This is a genomic window from Massilia sp. (genome assembly GCF_031995545.1).
In the GTDB taxonomy this organism is placed as follows: domain Bacteria; phylum Pseudomonadota; class Gammaproteobacteria; order Burkholderiales; family Burkholderiaceae_D; genus Telluria.
Genome location: NZ_DAMAGA010000001.1, coordinates 135596 through 150140 on the forward strand (window position 1 = coordinate 135596; position 14545 = coordinate 150140).

17 protein-coding genes are annotated in these 14545 nt (G+C 65.8%); 9 read left to right on the top strand and 8 right to left on the bottom strand.

Annotation, left to right across the window (positions count from 1 at the left end):
• Window position 1: 1 nt before the first annotated feature.
• Window positions 2-874: an alpha/beta fold hydrolase gene (locus RTQ83_RS00665; RefSeq protein ID WP_312510590.1), complete on the bottom strand. Its 873-nt coding sequence runs from the start codon at window positions 872-874 to the stop codon at window positions 2-4.
• 251 nt (window positions 875-1125) lie between these two features.
• On the opposite strand from RTQ83_RS00665, the gene RTQ83_RS00670 reads away from it, so the two are divergent.
• The gene (locus tag RTQ83_RS00670; RefSeq protein ID WP_312510592.1) at window positions 1126-1989 is read left to right on the top strand and encodes an endonuclease/exonuclease/phosphatase family protein; all 864 of its coding nucleotides are present in this window, start codon (window positions 1126-1128) and stop codon (window positions 1987-1989) included.
• Here the strand turns inward: RTQ83_RS00670 and RTQ83_RS00675 are convergent.
• The 3 genes from RTQ83_RS00675 to RTQ83_RS00685 all read right to left on the bottom strand — a co-directional run bounded on the left by RTQ83_RS00675 (window position 1982) and on the right by RTQ83_RS00685 (window position 5040).
• Complete coding sequence (locus RTQ83_RS00675) at window positions 1982-2287, bottom strand: hypothetical protein (protein WP_312510593.1); 306 nt, start codon at window positions 2285-2287, stop codon at window positions 1982-1984. The two genes, RTQ83_RS00670 and RTQ83_RS00675, sit on opposite strands and share 8 nt — an antisense overlap.
• A 39-nt stretch (window positions 2288-2326) precedes the next feature.
• On the bottom strand, window positions 2327-2554 hold the full coding sequence (locus RTQ83_RS00680) for a hypothetical protein (RefSeq protein ID WP_312510594.1): 228 nt from the start codon (window positions 2552-2554) through the stop codon (window positions 2327-2329).
• A gap of 65 nt (window positions 2555-2619) precedes the next feature.
• Window positions 2620-5040, bottom strand: coding sequence for a TonB-dependent receptor (locus RTQ83_RS00685; RefSeq protein ID WP_312510595.1), 2421 nt, complete (start codon window positions 5038-5040; stop codon window positions 2620-2622).
• A gap of 111 nt (window positions 5041-5151) precedes the next feature.
• On the opposite strand from RTQ83_RS00685, the gene RTQ83_RS00690 reads away from it, so the two are divergent.
• A complete protein-coding gene (locus RTQ83_RS00690; protein ID WP_312510596.1) occupies window positions 5152-5841 on the top strand; it encodes a DUF3617 domain-containing protein in 690 nt (229 codons plus the stop codon).
• 21 nt (window positions 5842-5862) lie between these two features.
• Here RTQ83_RS00690 and RTQ83_RS00695 read toward each other — a convergent pair whose 3' ends face one another.
• Together RTQ83_RS00695 and RTQ83_RS00700 are read right to left on the bottom strand one after the other, a co-directional pair.
• Window positions 5863-6984, bottom strand: coding sequence for an ATPase, T2SS/T4P/T4SS family (locus RTQ83_RS00695; RefSeq protein WP_312510597.1), 1122 nt, complete (start codon window positions 6982-6984; stop codon window positions 5863-5865).
• A 72-nt stretch (window positions 6985-7056) separates the two neighbouring features.
• Complete coding sequence (locus RTQ83_RS00700; RefSeq protein ID WP_312510598.1) at window positions 7057-7539, bottom strand: DMT family transporter; 483 nt, start codon at window positions 7537-7539, stop codon at window positions 7057-7059.
• A 183-nt stretch (window positions 7540-7722) separates the two neighbouring features.
• Between RTQ83_RS00700 and RTQ83_RS00705 the strand changes: the two genes are divergently transcribed.
• On the top strand, window positions 7723-8514 hold the full coding sequence (locus tag RTQ83_RS00705) for a head GIN domain-containing protein (RefSeq protein WP_312510599.1): 792 nt from the start codon (window positions 7723-7725) through the stop codon (window positions 8512-8514).
• Between the two features lie 23 nt (window positions 8515-8537).
• Here RTQ83_RS00705 and RTQ83_RS00710 read toward each other — a convergent pair whose 3' ends face one another.
• Window positions 8538-9035 carry a copper chaperone PCu(A)C gene (locus tag RTQ83_RS00710; RefSeq protein ID WP_312510601.1) on the bottom strand — a complete coding sequence of 166 codons (498 nt, stop codon included), beginning with the start codon at window positions 9033-9035 and terminating at the stop codon, window positions 8538-8540.
• An 80-nt stretch (window positions 9036-9115) separates the two neighbouring features.
• On the bottom strand, window positions 9116-9658 hold the full coding sequence (locus RTQ83_RS00715) for a YaeQ family protein (protein WP_312510602.1): 543 nt from the start codon (window positions 9656-9658) through the stop codon (window positions 9116-9118).
• 129 nt (window positions 9659-9787) lie between these two features.
• On the opposite strand from RTQ83_RS00715, the gene RTQ83_RS00720 reads away from it, so the two are divergent.
• From RTQ83_RS00720 to RTQ83_RS00745, 6 genes are all read left to right on the top strand, one after another.
• Window positions 9788-10819, top strand: a complete 1032-nt coding sequence (locus tag RTQ83_RS00720) for an NADP-dependent oxidoreductase (protein WP_312510603.1) — start codon at window positions 9788-9790, stop codon at window positions 10817-10819.
• Window positions 10820-10918: 99 nt separating this feature from the next.
• Window positions 10919-11365 carry a phasin family protein gene (locus RTQ83_RS00725; RefSeq protein WP_312510604.1) on the top strand — a complete coding sequence of 149 codons (447 nt, stop codon included), beginning with the start codon at window positions 10919-10921 and terminating at the stop codon, window positions 11363-11365.
• A 186-nt stretch (window positions 11366-11551) separates the two neighbouring features.
• Window positions 11552-11887, top strand: coding sequence for a KGG domain-containing protein (locus RTQ83_RS00730; protein WP_312510605.1), 336 nt, complete (start codon window positions 11552-11554; stop codon window positions 11885-11887).
• 171 nt (window positions 11888-12058) lie between these two features.
• Window positions 12059-12574, top strand: a complete 516-nt coding sequence (locus RTQ83_RS00735; RefSeq protein WP_312510607.1) for a YgjP-like metallopeptidase domain-containing protein — start codon at window positions 12059-12061, stop codon at window positions 12572-12574.
• Window positions 12575-12761: 187 nt separating this feature from the next.
• Window positions 12762-14081 (top strand): porin, encoded by a 1320-nt coding sequence (locus tag RTQ83_RS00740; RefSeq protein ID WP_312510609.1) that lies wholly within the window; start codon window positions 12762-12764, stop codon window positions 14079-14081.
• 10 nt (window positions 14082-14091) lie between these two features.
• Window positions 14092-14541, top strand: coding sequence for a phosphate ABC transporter substrate-binding protein (locus tag RTQ83_RS00745; protein WP_312510611.1), 450 nt, complete (start codon window positions 14092-14094; stop codon window positions 14539-14541).
• The last annotated feature ends 4 nt before the right edge of the window (window positions 14542-14545 follow it).

Here is a 14545-nt window from a genome sequence, read left to right on the forward strand (position 1 = left end):
GTCAAAGGCCTGCATCCGCCGTTTGCTTGTCGGCCGCGTCGATGACTTTTGCCACCGCCGCGACCACCAGTTCCGGTTCGTCGAGCTGGATATTGTGGCCGCTCCTGGCCGTCACTACCTGCGAACCGTGCGTGAACTGGCGCAGGAACTCCGCATGCAGCTCGCGCTTGATGGCGACCGCCGGCGCGGTCTCCAGGAAGAACATCGGCTTCTCGGCCTGCTGCACCGACGTCAGCACGACGGTCGGCACATCCGGCAGCTTCCCGGCCAGCGGCAGCACGCCGCTGTCGAGCACCGGCTGCAGCAGCTTGTATTCGGGCTGGAACTTGGCTGGCACGAAGCCGGCGAACTGGCGGTCATCCTGCGCCGCGCGCGCCGCGTCGAGTTGGCGCAAGGCCGGATTGAAGCGTTCGTTGGCCGGATCGACCAGCACCATGCCGGCCACCTGGTCCGGATGACGCGCGGCAAAGGACCGCATCAGCAAGCCGCCGTACGAGTGGCCGACCAGGATGAATGGCGGCGCCAGTTTCGCCGCCGCGATCAGCTGTTCGAGTTCCGCTGTGTTCTGCGCGATGGTGCGCGGCTCGGGACGCGGATCCGACGTGCCATGCCCGGCGCGTGAATACGCGAAGGTGTGTGCGACCTTGGCCACTTCCGGCGCCACCTTGCGCCAGGCGCGCAGGTCGGTGCCGAAGCCGGATTCGAAGATCACCGTGTAACGTCCGGCGCCGGCGCTCGCGACCTGCACCTGGTACGGCCTGGCGCCGACCGCCAGCTGCTCGGTGCTCATGGAAGCGGGGGCGCCCGACTGGGCCTGGGCGGCGCAGCAGACGATGGCGGCTGCGGCGATAAGGGATCGGGCGATGGTCTTCATGTGGCTTCTCCGTGTTATTCGCGTTGTTATTCGCTTGGTGAGTTCAAGGTAGCAGCACCCGGCTCGAGCGCCGCGGCCGATGCGATGAACTGCCGAAGCCGCATTGTGGAATGCACGATGCAACGATGGCCGGATCGGGCGCACCGTTTAGTAAAGCGCCTAAACTGCGCCGCTTTTACTCTCGGAGGCTCAACAGGAAAGCCTGAATGTGATTAACTCCGAAGCTCGCATGACTTCCTGAAGCATCCACCATGAAGACTATTTTCTCCCCGCTCGTTTTCGCCTCCGCCGTGCTGATTGGCACGCTGTGCACGCCCGCCGCCTCGGCCGCCCCGGATGCGGCGCCGATCAACGTCGCGAGCTACAACCTGCGCTACAACAATCCCGGCGACGGCGCGAATGCCTGGCCGAACCGCAAGGAGACGGTCAAGGCGCTGATCCGCTATCACGAGTTCGACATCGTCGGCACGCAGGAAGGCCTCGCGGACCAGGTCGCGGAACTGGGGAAGATGGAAGAATTCGACCACGTCGGCATCGGGCGCGACGACGGCAAGAACGCCGGCGAGCATTCGGCGATCTTCTACCGCAAGAGCCGCTTCACGCTACTGAACAAGGGCGACTTCTGGCTCAGCGAAACACCGGATAAACCATCGCTTGGATGGGACGCCACCTGCTGCAATCGCATCGCGTCCTGGGCACAGTTGAAAGACCGCAGCAGCGGCCGCACGCTGTATGTGTTCTCGGTCCACTTCGACCATGAGGGCAAGAAGGCGCGCTTGGCGTCGGCCGATCTGCTGCTGAAGAAGATGGCCGAGATCACGCGCGGCGAACCGGCGATCTGCGTGGGCGACTTCAATTCGACGCCGGAGACGGTACAGATCCAGACCATGTCGAAAGCGCTGCGCGATGCGCGCACTGCGAGCAAGGCGCCGCCGTATGGCCCGAGCGGAACCTACAATGGTTTCAAGCTGCACGCGCCGATGGCGGACCGCATCGACTACATCTTCGTCGACCGCCATTTCGACGTGCTCAAATATGCGACCCTGAGCGATTCACTCGGCGGGCGCTACCCGTCCGACCACCATCCGGTGACCGCACGGGTGCAGCTCAAGTAGATTGCGGCTTGTCGGGACCCGGTGCGATGGGTCCTGCTACGCGTGCGATGTAGCGCCGGTACTGGTCCTCGAACAGGTACCACGTCGCCAGGCCAGCCACGATCCCGCCTGCGGCAGCGCATAGCGGCAAATGAAGAAGAAGCGTTTGCACGCGGCTTTCAGGGTCTTTAATCAAGCCTGGGAGCAGGATGCCGGCCGACAGCGGCAGACCCAATCCCAGGGTCCAGCGCACCAGTATCCAGCGCACCAAGCCGCGCTCGCGGGTTTTTTTCCAGTCAATCGCCTGCGTCTCATTCATCCGTCCACTCTCCGGCAATCGCGATTCAGTTCAGGCGTTTTAGTCAAAGCGTTTAAGGCGCTGTCCGAGAATGCCCCAGCGGCACTCGGCGCCATCGACCTGGCCGCACAGCGCCCAGCCGGTCCCGATCTTTTCGACCGTGACTTCGGTCTCCAGCTCCCTGGCCAGCTTCTCGGCCCAGCCGCGCGCGGCGCCCTGGCCTTTGAACAGTTCCTTGCCTTCATAGATGACGGTGGCGTCGAACACGGGCATGGCAAATACGGTCATTTTCTTCTCCAGACTTCTCGACGAAGGCGACATCGTACCATCGCCCTCGTCGCTTCAAGCCCGACTTACCAGGTGTAGCCGGCCTTGACGTGGAAGTAGCGGCCGTTGAAGCCGTTCGGCGCCCACACGCTGTACGGCTGGGTGCCGTTCACGTTCAGATTCGAGAGCGAGGTCACCTGCGCCGGATAGCGGTTGGTGACGTTGTCGATGCCGGCCGTCAGGCGCCACTGGCTGGCGATGCGCACCGACGCGGCCAGGTCGAGCACCCATTGCGGATCGTAGTTCTGGTCCAGCGCCGGGTCGTTCTGCGGTACGGTGAATTCGCCGTAGCGGGTAACGACGGCGCGCGCATTCCAGATGCCCTTGGTGTAGTCACCGCTCAGGCTCAGTTTATCTTTCGGCGAACCGACGGTCAGGCGGTTCACGGTCTGGCGATCGACCAGCAGCAGTCCTTGTTCCGACAGCACCGCCGGCGAATCGGCCACGCGTTTGACTTCGTTGTCGTTGTGGTTGTAGGCCAGCGTCAGATCGGCGCGTGCGCCCTGCGCCAGGTTCAGGCGATAGGTACTGACCACGTCCACGCCCTTGGTGCGGGTGTCGACCGCGTTGGTGAAGTAGCGCGCGGCGCCGACGTACACGTTTTGCGCGGCCAGTGCGCTCACCAGGTCCGGCTTGTTGGCCAGCTGCAGATTCGACGAGAACACGATGCGGTCGTCGATATCGATGCGGTACAGGTCGACGGTGGTGGTCCAGTTGCGGATCGGCTGCCACTGCGCGCCGATGCTCAGGTTGCGCGCCTTTTCCGCCTTCAGCGGCTGGGCGCCGAGCAGCGAAGCCGCGGCGCTGCCAACCGGGAAGGTGCCGGTTTCGACCAGCGCGCTGGTGCCGTTCACCAGCAGCGTGTTGGTGGTGGTGATGGTGTAGAACGACTGCGCCAGCGACGGTGCGCGGAAGCCGTTCGAGACGGTGCCGCGCAGCGCGAACTGCGGCGAGAACGCGTAACGCGCCGAGGCCTTGGCCGAGTTGGTGGAGCCGAAATCGCTGTAGCGCTCATGGCGCACCGCCAGCGCGCCGGACAGGTCATCGGTGATGTCGCCTTCCAGGTTCAGGTACAGCGACTTGTTGTTGCGGCTGTTCTTGCCGGCGTCGCTGGCACGGAAGCCCGAGTAACCCTGGGCGCCGGTGCCGAAATACGAGTTGGCTTCTCCGGCGCCGATCTCGTAGGTCTCGCGGCGATACTCGGTGCCCAGCGCCACGGTCAGCGGTCCTTTCATGAACGAGACCGGGATGTCGCGCGCGACGTCGATGTTGGCCAGGCTCTGGGTCGAGGTCAGTTCGCCGGCATAGAAACTGGTCGGGCTGGTCGCGCCCAGGCTGTAGTTGGCGGTGTTGTTGACGTCGAGCTCGAAGCGGTTGCGGCCATGGTTCAGGCTCGCATCCCAGCGCCACTCGGCCAGGTTGCCGCGCAGGCCGGTCACGACCGATGCATCGGTCGAGGTGCTGTCGAGCAGCGGCATGAAGCCTTCCGGATACAGGGGCGTGCGCAGCGCGGTCTGCATGTCGTTGGTGAAGGCAGTGCGGAAGGTCGCCGCCGACGAGGTCTTGCGCTCACCGTAATTGGCGAAAGCGTACCAGTCGACGTTGTCGTTGACCCGCACCTGGCTGTTGACGAACAGCGTGCGTGGACGGCTGTCCGGGTCGCCGTAGCGCTGGGTGATGGTGCCCTGGCGCGGCCCGGCGGCTGGGCGTGGATCGGCGAAGGCGCGGTTGGTCGCATTGCGGTCCGCCGCTTCGACCGCCACGCGCAGCCAGCCGTCGTCGCCCAGTTTGAAGCCGGTCGAACCGCGCACGGTGACCTGCTCGCCGTCGCCCTTGTCGAACTGGCCGTAGCTCAATTCTGCTTCGCCGCCTTCGGCGCCGCGCTTGAGGATGATGTTGACCACGCCGGCGATCGCATCCGACCCGTATTGGGCGGCGGCGCCGTCGCGCAGCACTTCGATGCGTTCGATCGCGGCCAGCGGGATCGCGTTGAGGTCGACCGGGGCCGAGCCGCGTCCCAGCGTGCCGTTGACGTTGACCACGCTCGAGGCATGGCGGCGCTTGCCGTTGACCAGCACCAGCGTCTGGTCCGGCGACAGGCCGCGCAGCTGCGCCGGACGCACCGCGTCGCTGGCGTCGGCGCCGGTTGGGCGCGGGAAGTTCATCGACGGCAGCAGGCGCGACAGCACGGTGGCCAGCTCACTGGAACCGGTGCTCAGCAGCTCCTTGCTGCCGATGACGTCGACCGGCGACTCGGAATCGAGGGTGCGGCGGTTGAGCGAACGGGTGCCGGTGACGACGACGGTCTGCGCCTGATCGGCGGCGGCGTCCTGTTGCGCATTCTGTTGCACATCCTGGGCGAGCGCGACTGGCGGGGCCAGCGCAGCGATCAAGCCGAGGATAAGGACGGCGCGGGCCGGATTGGCGTGGGTGTGCTTGCAGCTCATGGTTTTCTCTCTGTTGTTCTTGCAGGAACGGCGGCGCTTGGGCGGCCGAAGGGGCTGCAAGCTTAGCAGGGGAAGCGTTGTCACTCCAATACCGATTCGCACTATGCTTATATGCGCGATGGGCAGAAACGACAGTCGGCGCAGCAATTGCTCCAGGATCGATGCCGAACTGGCAACAGGTCGGCTACACTGTTGGTCCATTCACCATTAGTGACCACGACCATGATCAAGCCACGCATCGCCACGATCTTCCTCAGCCTCGCCGCCGTCTGCGCGTCAACCGCGTTCGCGCAGCAAGTCGACATCAAGCCGGGACTATGGCAGCTCGACATGACGATGCCCGGCGCGAACATCAAAGGCAATCCGATGGCGGGCCTGGCCGAACAGATGAAACGCCAGATGGCGTCGATGCCGCCGGAGCAGCGCAAGGAAATGGAAAAAGCGCTGGCCGATCTCGACGCCAGCGGGACCGAATTTACCGATGGCGGCTTGCGCACCAAGATGTGCCTCACGAAAGAAGACATCGCGAAATTCGATCTGCTGGGCAAAAAGGGACCGGACGGCTGCACCAGGAAAGGCAACGCGGTTCCGGGCGGCGCGAATTTCAGCATGGTTTGCACCAAGCCGAAGATGAAGGTCGACGGCAGCGTCAAGTACGCGGGCGATAAGGCCTACACCTTCGAATCGACCGTCACCCAGACCGCGCCCGATGGCAGCACCACGACGCAGAAAAGCAGCGGCACCGGCAAATGGCTGAGCGGCGATTGCGGCAAGGTCAAGCCGCTTACCGTCAACGGATAAGCCGACACCGGATCGGGGGATTCACACCATATCGGCGAATCCCACCCGATCCGTAGTCGCATTACGCGCATCCTCGACCCGTACCTTGTGCGCTGCAAGCAATTCCTCGAGCGATGCGTTCATCGTGTGGCAGCCCGGATCCTGACCGCTGTTCATTTGGGTCCGGATCCCGCCCAGGTCGCCCGCCTCCAGCATCCGCATCACCGCCGCACTCGGCGTCAGGCACTCGGTGGCGAGGTAATAGCGATTGCCCTCCACCGACGGCAGCAAGGCCTGGCACAGCACCCCGCGCAGCGCATGCGCCAGCGCCTGTGCCTGCGCATCCGAATTGCCCAGCAGGCGCAGCATCTTCTGCAAGCCCAGCTCGGTCGAGCGCGCATGCAAGGTGGCCAGCACCAGCGGCCCCGACTCGGCCAGCGCCAGCGCCTCCTGCGCCGTCTGCGCATCGCGGATCTCGCCGATCACGATCACGTCCGGCCGCTCGCGCAGCGCGTCGAGCGCGCCCAGGTAATAGCTTTCGACGTCGCCGCCCTCGCCCACTTCGCGCTGGGTGATGATGCACTTGCGCTGCGGGATCAGGGTTTCGACCGGGTCTTCGATGGTGATGATGTGGCCCGAGCGCTGGCGGTTGATCTCGTCCAGGATCGAGGCGATGGTGGTGGACTTGCCCTGGCAGGTGTCGCCGATGATCAGGACCAGGCCGCTGGTCAGGCGCGCGAACTCGCGCTCGTCGTCCCACAGGCCCAGGTCGGACAGCGCAATCGGTTCTTTCGGGAAGCGCCGGATCACGCAGCCGAGGCGCTTGCCGCCCTGGAAGCGGAAGCAGTTGGCGCGGATGCGCGCGGTATGCAGGTCGATCGAGCGGTCGAAAGCGCGGGTCTGGATCCGGTCTTGCCAGTTGGGCTCGATCACGTCGAAGAATTCTTCCAGCTCTTCCTTGGTGATCGGCGAATCGGTCACCGCCACTAGACCCTTCGGCTGGCGCAGCATCAGCGGGCTGTTCTGGTGGATGATGATGTCCGAGAACACCAGCTTGGAATTGAGCAGATGCAGGATCTGCTGGACCAGCGTCTCGAACACCGGATGGTCTTCGTTTTCGATGTACGAGAGGGTGGGGATTTGCGAGGACTGGTGGTGTTCCATCGGGCCGGTACTGACAAAAAATCAAGACCGGACCATTATAAAACCAGAAATTGCTCCAAGAAAATTAATTGTTCAACGTGACATCGTTGCAACAATGCGGTCGCCGAACACCGTGATCGCCACCCCGGCCACCACCACCAGCGCGCCGACGATGCGTACCGTGGACAACTTGCGCGTCGCCATATTGATCAGTCCAAAGTGGTCGATCGTCATCGAGCTGAGCAGCTGACCGGCGATCACCAGCACTACCAAGCTGAGCAGCCCGATGCGCGGCGCCAGGAACACGCTGCCGAACACGAAGGCGGCGCCCAGGAAGCCGCCCGCGAACTTCCACAGCGGCTGCGACGGCAATGCCGCCAGCGATGCGCCGAGCGTGGCCGGGCCGCTCTTGAGCAAGGCCGCCAGCAGCAGCACCGCAGTGCCGCATCCAAACGACACCAGCGCCGCCGCCACCGAATTGGCACCCAGCGACTGGGCCAGCTGGCTGTTCACGGCCGCCTGCGCCGACATGGCGATGCCGATGCAGAACGCCAGCGCCAACAAAATCAGATTCATCGTACTTCCCTGAGATGCAAAAAGCGCACGATTTTAGTGCATCCGGGCCGAAACCGGGGACACGGTTCATCACGCGCCGGTGCAATCCAGTCGCATCTGGCTGCGTCCTGTCGCAAACCGCGCGCAGCAGAGGCGCCGCTTGCCTAGCATCGCAGCATCACTCAACCATGCCAGGAGACACTCATGCACCGCCATCCGTCATCGCTCCCGCCGTCGCCGGCCCGCCGCACCCTGCTGCTGGGCGCCCTGCTCGGCTGCGCTGCCGGTGCCAGCGCGCCTGCGCTCGCCTTCCCCTGGCCGTTCGGCGGCGAGACGGTCGAAGGCCGCGGCAATGTGTCGCGCCAGGAGCGCCGCGTGGCCAACTTCTCGGGCATTTCGTTCAGCCTGCCGGGCAAGCTCGAACTGCGTATCGGCGACCGGGAAGGCATCACGGTCGAGACCGAAGACAATCTGCAGGAACTGATCGAGACCGTGGTGGAAGACGGCATGCTGCGCATCCGCCCCGCGCGCCGCAACCTGAACCTGCGCACCCGCAACCTGCACATCGTGGTCAATGCGCGCCGCATCGAGCGCCTGGCGCTGGGCGGCAGCGGCTCGATCGAATCCGACCCGCTGCGCGGCAGCCGGCTGGACATCGATATCGGCGGCTCGGGCCGGATCGACCTGCGCGGCATCGAGGCCGAGCGCCTGTCGGCGAGCGTCGGCGGCAGCGGCGACTTGCGCTGCGGCGGCGGCAAGCTGCGCCGCTTGTCGGTGTCGGTGGCGGGATCGGGCAAGGTCGACCTGGGACGGGTCGAGGCGCGTGAAGCCAGCGTCAACATCGCCGGCTCGGGCGACGTGACGCTGTGGGCGCAACAGGAATTGAAAGCGTCGATCGCCGGATCGGGCGATATCGGCTACTACGGCGACCCGCGCGTGAGCCACTCGGCGGCGGGGTCGGGCCGGGTGCGCCAGCTAGGGTCTGCGCCGCGCTGACCGCGGCGCAGTCTGATCAAAACTTAGTGGCCGCTGTGGCCGGCGTGACCGGCATGGCCGCCGGCAGCCGGCTTGCCGCTATGCGACAGCGGCATCACCGGCAGCGCGGTCTTGATTTCCTGGCGCTTGCCGGCGGCGTCCTGCACCACCAGCGTCAGCTCGACGTTCTCGCCTTCCTTCAGCTGGCGCTTCAGGTCGAGCAGCATCACGTGGTAGCCGCCCGAGGCCAGGTTGACCGGTTTTCCGGCCGGCAGTTCGATCGACTGCACCTGACGCATGCGCATCACCTGCCCTTCCATTGCCATCTCGTGCAGCTCGGCGCGGCCGGCCACCGGCGTGCGCACCTCGACCAGGCGCGCCGCGGTCGGCGACTGCAGCTGCATGAAGGCGCCGGTGTTCTTCTGGGTCGGCACGGTGGCGCGCACCCATGGGTCGGTGATGCTCACCTGCGCCAGTGCGGGCAGGGAAACGGCGGCGGACAACAGGCCGGCGGCAAGCGCGGCGATAAGCTGGCGGGTCATGACGGTCCTCGCAGAAAGAATAATCGAAAACGGGTATCGCAAAATTATAGCCTCAAGCGTATGCATCGAGGCTGACGGGTTCACAGCGCGCCGCGCAGCGCTTCACGCTCGACCAGCACGGTCTCGACGCCGTCGGTCAGCCACACCTGGCCGTCCTGGATCGTGCACTGCAGGCTCATCGAGCGCTGCGCCATCTTCTCGAGCTGGGCGCTGGTCTCGGACGGGATGTTGATCACCGAGACGTTCTTGGCGCGCTCGATCTTGTTGGCGATGCCCTTGAACCAGATGCTGCTGGTGGCGCTGTAGCTGTACACCACCACCTTCTCGGCGCGGCCGGCGGCTTTGAGCAGGCGCTTTTCGTCCGGCTGGCCGACTTCGATCCACAGGTCGATGGCGCCGGTCAGGTCTTTCAGCCACAGGGCCGGCTCGTCGACGTCGAACAGGTCCTTGGTGAAGGCCAGCGCCGGATCCGCGTGCAGCGCGAAGGCCAGCACGCGGATCATCACGCGCTCGTCGGTTTCGGACGGGTGGCGCGCGATGGTGAGATTGTGTTCCTGGTAGTAGTTCCGGTCCATGTCGGCGATCGACAGGTCGGCCTTGTAGATGGTCGCTTTGAGAGCCATTGGTGCGTGAGGTTGTGCGTGCCTGGTTGAGAAAACCCGCTATTGTCGCATGGTGCGCACCTGCCGGCAGGGAGAAGCATGCTTCCTGTCGGCTTATCCCGACAACTTGCCATCACCACGGAGACCAAGATGACCAACGCCTTCCCGCCCAACCAGCAGTTCCTGCTCGCCGCCCGCCCCGTCGGCCTGCCGCAGGCGCACGACTGGCAATTCCACGAGCAGGCCGTGCCCGAGCCGCAGGAAGGCGAGATCGTGGTCAAGGTGCTGTACCTGTCGCTCGACCCCGCCATGCGCGGCTGGATGAACGAAGGCCGCTCCTACATCCGCCCGGTGGCGATCGGCGAAGTCATGCGCGCCGGCGGACTGGGCATCGTGATCGCCTCGCGCGCGCCGGGCTTCGCGGTCGGCGACTACGTGGTCGGCGGCACCGGCGTGCAGCGCTACTGGTCGGGCCCGGCCGACGACAAAAGCGCCGCCTTCAACCGCATCGGCTCGACCGTCGAGAATCCCACCGCCTGGCTCAACACGCTCGGCATGCCGGGCATGACCGCCTACTTCGGCCTGCGCGAAGTGGGCCAAGCCAAAGCCGGCGACACCGTGGTGATCTCGGGCGCGGCCGGCGCGGTGGGCATGACGGCGGGCCAGATCGCCAGACAGATGGGCTGCCGCGTGGTCGGCATCGCCGGCGGGCCGGACAAGTGCCGCTTCGTGGTCGAGCGGCTCGGTTTCGACGCCTGCATCGACTATAAAGCCGGCCCGGTGCAGGCCGGGCTCAAGCAGCATTGCCCGGACGGGGTCGACGTCTACTTCGACAACGTCGGCGGCGCGATCCTGGACGCGGTGCTGACCCGTATCCGGCTGCACGCGCGGATCGTGATCTGCGGCGCGATCTCGCAGTACAACGCCACCGAGAAAGTGGCGGGGCCGTCGAACTACCTGGCGCTGCTGGTGAACCGGGCGCGCATGGAAGGCATGGTGGTGTTCGACTACGCGGCGCGCTATCCGGAAGCGGTGGCCCAGCTGTCGCAGTGGCTACGCGAGGGTGCGATCCAGAGCGTTGAACACGTGGTGGACGGCTTCGAGGGCTTCCCGCAGGCGCTCCTGATGCTGTTCGAAGGGCGCAACCTGGGCAAGCTGGTACTCAAAGTGGCCGATGCCTGATGCCGCCGACATGGCATGCGCGTGGCAAGAACTTCGTGCTGCACATGCGGTCGTAGAGGATCGGGGCGACGCCCGCCTCTTCCCTTCATGGAGTCCGCCATGTTTCCTTATCCCGAGAATGCCAATGCCAATCCGGCGCTGCGCGCCCAGTTCGACGCCCAGGTCGGCTACCTGGCCACGCTGTCGCAGCGCAGCTGCGACCTGGTCGCGCGCGTGAGCGAACTGAACATGCAGCTGGCGCGCCAGACCATCGACGACATGATCGACAGCGGCCGCCAGCTGGCCGCCTGCAGCGACCCGTTCCAGCTCGGCGCCACCGCCATGCACGGCTGGCAGCGGGTGGGCGAGCACCTGCGCAGCTACCAGCAGAACCTGATGGGCGTGCTGGCCGACGCCGGCGCCGGCCTGGGCCAGGTAGCGGCGCAGGCACCGGCGGCGTTCGCGGCCAACAGCGTGGCCGCCGCCAACGCAGCCAATGCGGCCGCCAACGCGGCTGCCAGCAATATGGCGAATGCGGCCGCGACCGCCGCAAGGCGGGCGAGCTGATCTGCGAGTGGCATTGCGCGCACGGCCGGTCCGGCGGCATACAGACCATGCACCACGACACAGCGGTGGAAAGGTTGAACTAACAGTCCACTACGTTTCTCTAAACGCACGAGCGCGGTAATACTGCGCTCATCACAACCGGTACGGCCTCTACCACTGACAGCCCACGGGCACAAGGAGATCGACATGGCGACTAGCAAAGAGAACGGAAAAGGCACGAGCAGTCCAGGCAACGCCCAGAAGAGCGGGCAACCGGCCAAGCGCGGGTTCGCCGCGATGGACCAGAACCAGCAGCGCGAGATCGCGAGCAAGGGTGGCCAGGCGGCGCACCAGAAAGGCACGGCGCACGAATTCGATTCCGAAGAAGCGCGCCGCGCCGGACAGAAAGGCGGCGAGGCGGTGAGCCGCAACCGTGCGCACATGGCCGACATCGGCCGCAAGGGCGGCGAAAGCCGGCAGTCGGCCCAGCGCGCCGCGGCGGCTGCGGCCAAGGGCAACCGCCAGGGCGAAAAGGAGGGCTGACGCAGCGGCCATCGCATCCGACCGCGGTTTGACCGCATCAGCGTCCTGCAACTGCTTATCCTGCAAGCACATTCTGCAAGCACATTCTGCAAGCACATCCGCTTCGCGACCGGCGCCGCCGAGCGCGAAGCGGCATTCCCCACCGCGCCGGCTGTGGTACATTGCCGGCCCATGCATACCCTGAAATACCTGACCGCCTACCCGGAACCGCTGCGCGCCCAGGTGAGCCAGCTGATCGACCAGGACCGTCTCGGCGCCACCCTGCGCCGGCGCTATCCCGACGCCCACGGCATCCGCACCGACGGCGCGCTGTACGACTATGTGCAAGACCTCAAGGGCGAGTACCTGCGCCAGGCGGCGCCGGTCTCCAAGGTCGCGTTCGACAGCAAGATCAGTGTGGTCAAGCACGCGCTCGGCCTGCATACGGCGATCTCGCGGGTGCAGGGTTCGCGCCTGAAAGCCAAGCACGAGATCCGCATCGCCAGCATGTTCCGCGACGCGCCGCTGCCGTTCCTGCGCATGATCGCCGTGCACGAGCTGGCGCACCTGAAGGAAAAGGAGCACGACAAGGCGTTCTACAAGCTGTGCTGCTGGATGGAGCCGGAATATCACCAGCTCGAATTCGACGTACGCCTGTATCTGACCTGGCTCGATCTGTCGGGCGAACGCCTGTGGAACGCAACCTAAAGGTGAATATGTGAGAGAATGTTGCACTCGGACAACAACACTTTCTTGCTTTATACTGCTTGTGGGTGATGTACTCGACTTTAGACGGCCGCTCCGTTAGAGTTTGACAAGCAACATTTCCAGAAATTCCGTCGTCGCACCGACGACTCCCCGGCCCGCCGCAATTCGCGCCGCAACTCGACATCACATGCACCTGACATTCAATTCTGGCGCGCGTTTGCCTGCCGCTCCCGTTTCGTCGCCCGCCGCCGCAGCGCGTCCGCGGGCTTTGCTGGCCGCATCCCTGCTGGCCGGATCATTGGCCGCCGTCCCGCTTGCGGCCCAGGCCCAGACAGAGGCTGAAGGCACCTCCACGCCGACCTGGAAGCTGTCCGGCTTCGGCACGCTCGGCATGGTGCACTCGAACGGGCGCAGCGCCGACTTCACTGCTTCGGTATTGAGAAAAGACGGCGCCGGCGCCAGTCACGCCTGGAGCCCCGATGTCGACAGCCGCCTGGGCGCCCAGCTCGACCTCGGCATGGGGCCGTGGTCGGCCGTGTTGCAGGTGGTCAGCGAACAGCGTCTGGACGGCAGCTACCGGCCCGAAGTCGAATGGGCCAACGTCAAGTACCAACTCACGCCCGAGATCGCCGTACGCGCCGGGCGCATCGCGCTGCCGGTGTTCCTGGCCGCCGAATACCGCAAGGTCGGCTACGCCCTGCCCTGGGTGCGCACCCCGGTCGACGTCTACGGCACCCTGCCGATTTCCAGCAGCGACGGCATCGACGCCACCTGGCGCTGGAGCACCGGCGCGGTGCGCCACAACACGCAAGTGCTGGCCGGGCGCACCGACCGCGACCTGGCCAACGGCCTCAAGATCCGCGCCGGCAATGTCCGCGGCATTTCGCACAGCATCGAATACGGCGCCCTGAGCGGACGCGTGACGGCCTTCGGAGGGCGCCTGACCACCGGCATCGGGCGCGAACTGTTCGACGCCCTGCGCATGTTCGGCCCGCCAGGCAATGCCCTGGCCGATCGCTACGCGATCGAGGACAAGCGCGTGCGCATGCTCAGTGCCGGCGCCACCTACGATCCGGGCCCCTGGTTCGTCACAGCAGAATACGGCCAGACCCGCACCAGTTCCCTGCTCGGCGACGGTACCTCGATGTATGTCGGCGCCGGCTGGCGCCAGGGAGCATTCACGCCATATGCGGGATTTGCCAAGGTACGTGCGGACATGCCAACCCGCGACCCCGGTCTACCCACCACCGGCTTGCCGCCGCAGCTGGCGATTCCCGCCCAGCAGCTCAATGCCGGCCTGAATACCTTCCTGTCGACGATTCCGGTGCAATCGACCTGGAGCGCCGGTGTGCGCTGGGACGCCGCGCCCGACATTGCGCTCAAACTGCAATTCGACCGCGTGCGACCGGCGGACGGCTCGCGCGGCACCCTGATCAACCAGCAGCCGGACTTCCGTTCGGGGCGCGCGTTCGGCATTGCCAGTGTCGCGCTGGACTTCGTATTCTAAGGGGGACGCCATGAACAACTTCATCCGTACCCGCCTGCAGCGCGCCGTCCTGGCCTGCGCCGCCTGCACCCTGGCCCTGCCCGCCGCCAACGCCTCGGCCGAACTGGTGGTGATCGTCTCCAGCCGCAATCCGACCCCGGTCATGAGTGCCGACCAGGTGTCTGCCGTGTTCCTCGGCCAGTCGGCGCGCTTCCCCGACGGCGCCGTGGCGGTACCGCTCGACCAGCGCCTCGGCACCGACGCGCGCCAGCAGTTCTACCGCCAGGTGTCGGGTATGAGCCCGGCCCTGCTCAAGGCCCACTGGTCGAAGCTGGTGTTCACCGGCCGCGGCCAGCCGCCGCGCGAAGTCCTCGACGACGCCGGCGTGCGCCGCCAAGTAGCCGAGAACCCGTCGATGATCGGCTACATCGAGCGCAGCGCGCTCGACGCCAGCGTGCGTCCGGTGCTGGTGCTGCCGTGAGCGT

Bases quoted from the DNA above. Each gene is read 5' to 3' on its own strand.
- RTQ83_RS00740 (WP_312510609.1), top strand. From the start codon at position 12,762: ATGCACCTGACATTCAATTCTGGCGCGCGTTTGCCTGCCGCTCCCGTT.
- RTQ83_RS00680 (WP_312510594.1), bottom strand. From the start codon at position 2,554: ATGACCGTATTTGCCATGCCCGTGTTCGACGCCACCGTCATCTATGAA.
- RTQ83_RS00745 (WP_312510611.1), top strand. From the start codon at position 14,092: ATGAACAACTTCATCCGTACCCGCCTGCAGCGCGCCGTCCTGGCCTGC.
- RTQ83_RS00675 (WP_312510593.1), bottom strand. From the start codon at position 2,287: ATGAATGAGACGCAGGCGATTGACTGGAAAAAAACCCGCGAGCGCGGC.
- RTQ83_RS00735 (WP_312510607.1), top strand. From the start codon at position 12,059: ATGCATACCCTGAAATACCTGACCGCCTACCCGGAACCGCTGCGCGCC.
- RTQ83_RS00720 (WP_312510603.1), top strand. From the start codon at position 9,788: ATGACCAACGCCTTCCCGCCCAACCAGCAGTTCCTGCTCGCCGCCCGC.
- RTQ83_RS00725 (WP_312510604.1), top strand. From the start codon at position 10,919: ATGTTTCCTTATCCCGAGAATGCCAATGCCAATCCGGCGCTGCGCGCC.
- RTQ83_RS00705 (WP_312510599.1), top strand. From the start codon at position 7,723: ATGCACCGCCATCCGTCATCGCTCCCGCCGTCGCCGGCCCGCCGCACC.
- RTQ83_RS00695 (WP_312510597.1), bottom strand. From the start codon at position 6,984: ATGGAACACCACCAGTCCTCGCAAATCCCCACCCTCTCGTACATCGAA.
- RTQ83_RS00685 (WP_312510595.1), bottom strand. From the start codon at position 5,040: ATGAGCTGCAAGCACACCCACGCCAATCCGGCCCGCGCCGTCCTTATC.
- RTQ83_RS00690 (WP_312510596.1), top strand. From the start codon at position 5,152: ATGCGCGATGGGCAGAAACGACAGTCGGCGCAGCAATTGCTCCAGGAT.
- RTQ83_RS00700 (WP_312510598.1), bottom strand. From the start codon at position 7,539: ATGAATCTGATTTTGTTGGCGCTGGCGTTCTGCATCGGCATCGCCATG.
- RTQ83_RS00710 (WP_312510601.1), bottom strand. From the start codon at position 9,035: ATGACCCGCCAGCTTATCGCCGCGCTTGCCGCCGGCCTGTTGTCCGCC.
- RTQ83_RS00670 (WP_312510592.1), top strand. From the start codon at position 1,126: ATGAAGACTATTTTCTCCCCGCTCGTTTTCGCCTCCGCCGTGCTGATT.
- RTQ83_RS00730 (WP_312510605.1), top strand. From the start codon at position 11,552: ATGGCGACTAGCAAAGAGAACGGAAAAGGCACGAGCAGTCCAGGCAAC.
- RTQ83_RS00665 (WP_312510590.1), bottom strand. From the start codon at position 874: ATGAAGACCATCGCCCGATCCCTTATCGCCGCAGCCGCCATCGTCTGC.
- RTQ83_RS00715 (WP_312510602.1), bottom strand. From the start codon at position 9,658: ATGGCTCTCAAAGCGACCATCTACAAGGCCGACCTGTCGATCGCCGAC.